Annotated in this window: 3 protein-coding genes and 3 riboswitches; all 3 genes read right to left on the reverse strand. The window is 28.7% G+C overall.

Going from position 1 to position 3,925, the window contains the following annotated elements; all coding sequences use genetic code 11:
* A riboswitch (cyclic di-GMP riboswitch) is annotated at window positions 1-84 on the reverse strand.
* Window positions 85-138: 54 nt separating this feature from the next.
* A riboswitch (cyclic di-GMP riboswitch) is annotated at window positions 139-225 on the reverse strand.
* A gap of 52 nt (window positions 226-277) precedes the next feature.
* Window positions 278-361: riboswitch (cyclic di-GMP riboswitch) on the reverse strand.
* A 124-nt stretch (window positions 362-485) separates the two neighbouring features.
* Window positions 486-2,486, reverse strand: coding sequence for a methyl-accepting chemotaxis protein (locus M4I33_RS02760; RefSeq protein WP_257915352.1), 2,001 nt, complete (start codon window positions 2,484-2,486; stop codon window positions 486-488).
* 201 nt (window positions 2,487-2,687) lie between these two features.
* On the reverse strand, window positions 2,688-3,005 hold the full coding sequence (locus M4I33_RS02765; RefSeq protein WP_257915353.1) for a rhodanese-like domain-containing protein: 318 nt from the start codon (window positions 3,003-3,005) through the stop codon (window positions 2,688-2,690).
* A gap of 114 nt (window positions 3,006-3,119) precedes the next feature.
* Window positions 3,120-3,925: DsrE/DsrF/DrsH-like family protein (locus M4I33_RS02770; RefSeq protein WP_257915355.1), on the reverse strand; the 806-nt coding region annotated here is incomplete at its 5' end.

The following is a 3,925-nucleotide window of genomic DNA, read 5'->3' on the forward strand; positions in this document are numbered from 1 at the left end:
AAAACTAGCCGGTTGCACTACTAACTCCATCTACCTTATAAGTGCCCAAATATCAAGGTAAACTTCAACGTTTCTATCTATTCTTTTTTAAAATAAAAAAAGCTAATCTTTTTTAAGTAATCTTTTTTAGATTTCTTAAATAAAACTAGCCGGTTGCACTACTAACTCCATCTACCTTATAAGTGCCCAAATATCAAGGTAAACTTCAACGTTTCTATTTATTCTTTTTTAAAATAAAAAAAGACCAATAAAATTCAAAGCTAAAATAAGCTTTTTGAATTATATTGGCCGGTTGCACTACTAACTCCATTCATCTAAAGTGCCCAAATATAAGATGAATTTCAAAGTATCCATTTCATTTAATTTACTAAATTTTATCATAAAAATTTACCACATTCAATATTATGAACCTAGATTTAATTATTATGGATTTTTATGTAAAATTATAAAAAAGCCTAAAGATTTTTTCTCTTTAGGCTTTTTTTCTATATTTCAAATTTTGCTGTATTATCCTTTGTATCTGTAGCTCTTTCTGATAATTTTTGTGCACTTATTGCAACTTCATTACTTGATTTATTTAATTCATCTGTTGATGCTGAAATCTCCTCAGCTGATGCTGCTACTTCTTCTGAAACTGCTGATATTTCTTCAATGCTTCTTATTATTACTGATTTATCGCTATTTATGCTTTCAAATCCATTTTTCATTCCTTCAACCATAGGATTTATAGTATTTACGGAACCTTCTATGTTTTTAAATGCATTCATAGATGAATCTACTACATTTCTTTGCTGCTTAAGCTGCTTGCTCATAAGATTAGTTCCTTTTACTATATTTTCAGTTCCTGTGATTAATTTACTTATTATTTTATTTATATTTTCTGATGAATCCTTACTTTGTTCTGCGAGGTTTCTAATCTCTTCCGCTACAACTGCAAATCCTTTTCCAGATTCTCCTGCCCTTGCTGCTTCTATAGCTGCATTTAAAGCTAAAAGGTTTGTTTGCTCTGCAATACTATTTATAAGTTCAGTAATTTCATTAACCTTTTTGATTTCATCTCCCATTTCTAATATTCTTCCATTAAATATTCCAAAGTTAGAGTCAAATTCATTTATTGAACTTACAAGTTCCTCTAGCTCTTTAAAACTATTTTTTGTATTATTTGTAATTTCCAAACTAGTATCATTAATCCTTAAGATATCATCATTCATAGAATTTATCTTTTTACCAAACTCATCGAGTCTTCCAACTATCTCTGTTAAATCACCAGCTTGACTGTTTGTTCCTTCAGCTACGTCATTTATCGCAGTAGAAATATTACTAGTTAACGCCATAAGCTCCTCTGAAATAGCAGCTAAACTTGTAGAGTTTTCTTCCATATCTTCAGCTGACTCTTTAACTTCACTTATCATTTTTGAAAGTTCTCTTTCTGAATCTCTTAATGACCTAGCTATATCACCTATCTCATCATTTTCATTTAATAATGATTCATCTATTTCACCTTTAAGATTTCCCTTTGATAACTTTTCAAGTTCATTTTTTGCTATTTTTAGGTTCTTAGTTAATCTTCCACTTACATAAACTGCAGCTAAAATTACACCTATAATTATAACTATGATTATAACTATGATTGCAGTTCTAAGTCCTGATAACTCTTTTAATAAATTATCTTCATTTACATAAACATTAATAGACATATCAGAGCCCTTTATAGGAGTATATGCTGAATACATCTTTTCTCCATTTAAAGTAAAGGTACCAGAACCTGATTCACCTTTTATCATTTTATTTGAAATCTCTGAAAGTTCTTTGAATTTATTATCTTTCTCACTATCTTTTATAAAGTTTTTATATAATAAGTTATCGTCTTTTGATTCAACTACTTCTCCTGTATTATTAGTTACAAAAGCTGAACCAGTATCTAAAAACGAAACATTTTTTACTACCTTATCTAAATCTTCTGAACTTCTAATACAAACTATAACTCCAACAACCTTATTATCTTTCTTTACAGGTAATGAATATGTAACTATATTCTTTCCTGTAACTTCATCTTTATGAGGAGACCTTATATATACTTTATCTTGAATCGCTACTTTATATATTTCTTGGTCTTTTATATTTTCTTTAAATCCATCAGTATATACTGCATCACCATTAATATCTGATAGACCTATTGCAATATCCCCTCTAGATTTTGCTACTGCTTTAAGCTCATCTATAGCTTTATCACTAAAACTATTTATTTCCTTATCTTCTGCCATTATTTTTAGAGAGTTTATGTTAGATTGTATATTTTCATCTATAACTTCTGATGTTTTATTTGCTATCTCAGTCATAAGATAACTACTGTTTTTAATAAGTGAATTCTTCGCTAAATTATATGCTATAAATCCAAATATAACATTACAAATTATTGCAATCGGTATAGCATATACTAAAATTTTATACCTTAAACCTTTACGTTTTTTATTAACTTTTCCCATAATTATCCTCCTTCGTATCCACACCATATTCTCTCTGTTAATATTATATCAATATAATTAGTAAAAATTTTAAATAGATTAAAGTTTTTACTAATTATTCATTCATTAAGTATAGTTTTTAACGAAAATTTAAGGCTACTAAAATTATTTTTAGTAGCCTTAGTTGAATTTATTTTATTAATTCTTTAATCTTATGTTTACCTACTTTCTTTTAGTTCCTACGTAAGAACCAAACCCTCCTGCTACATTTACAACGTCAAATCCAGCTTTTTGAAGCATTGAAGTAGTTCTTTTGCTTCTAGCACCTGACTGACACATAATATAGTATTCTTTATCTTTATTTAAATAACTACTAGGATTATTTAATAAAGTTCCCATAGGAATATTTTTTGCACTCTTTATGTGACCGCCTTTAAATTCGTAAGGTTCTCTTATATCTATAATATTAACCTTTCCTATTAAATTATCTATATCATTAACATTAACTACCTTTGTATTACTTTTTAAAAATGAAAACATAAATCTTTCCTCCTGATTTTACATCTCATTTTTACGATATAGTGTTTTTTATTTTGGAGGCTATATAGTTAGCCTCCAAATTACTAATTAAATTAATAAGATATTACTAATTTATTATATAAATAAGTTTGAGCTAGACTCTTCTGCTTCACCAAGGTAATACCCTACCCCTCCGAATTTTACTCCGTCTATAAGCTCTTCTTCTTTAATTCCCATAACATCCATAGACATAGTACAAGCTACTATTTCTACTCCATTTGCTATAGCAGACTCTATAAGTTCTTCTAATGATTGAACATTTTTCCTTTTCATTATTCCTCTTATCATCTTAGAACCCATACCAGCCATATTCATTTTTGATAAACCTAACTTTTCGCTTCCTCTTGGCATCATAGTTCCAAACATCTTTTCTATAAAGTTCTTATTTACTTTAACACTTTCATTTTTTCTTAGGATATTTAATCCCCAGAAAGTAAAGAACATTGTAACTTTTTTACCCATAGCAGCTGCGCCATTTGCTATTATAAATGAAGCTATAGCTTTATCTAAATCACCACTAAAGACAACCATCGTTTGACCGTTTTTAGTAGATTCTTCTTTTACTTCTATACTTTCTACTTTTCCTAAACCTTTTATTAAAGTAGCTTTTACAAGACCTTTATCCATAGTTACATCTACTAAAGTGTTTTTAGTTTTCTTTGCGAAAGCTTCAACGTCTTTAAAAAATCCAGTATCTGAATCTGTTACTTCTAAAGTATCACCATTTTCTATCATATCCATCTTCATTTTAACTTCCATTAAAGGCCCTGGGCAACAAAGCCCTTCACAATTTAGTTTGTGAACTTTAGAGGGAGAAGTTACAGCAACTTCTTTTTCTTCATCTGTATTATTTAGCAAGGGACACTCCTTACTGTCTACTT

The organism is Clostridium sp. LY3-2, from assembly GCF_024705715.1.
GTDB lineage: Bacteria > Bacillota > Clostridia > Clostridiales > Clostridiaceae > Clostridium.

Excerpts from the sequence above, each read along its gene's own strand:
- M4I33_RS02760 (WP_257915352.1), bottom strand. The coding sequence starts at position 2,486 with ATGGGAAAAGTTAATAAAAAACGTAAAGGTTTAAGGTATAAAATTTTA.
- M4I33_RS02765 (WP_257915353.1), bottom strand. The coding sequence starts at position 3,005 with ATGTTTTCATTTTTAAAAAGTAATACAAAGGTAGTTAATGTTAATGAT.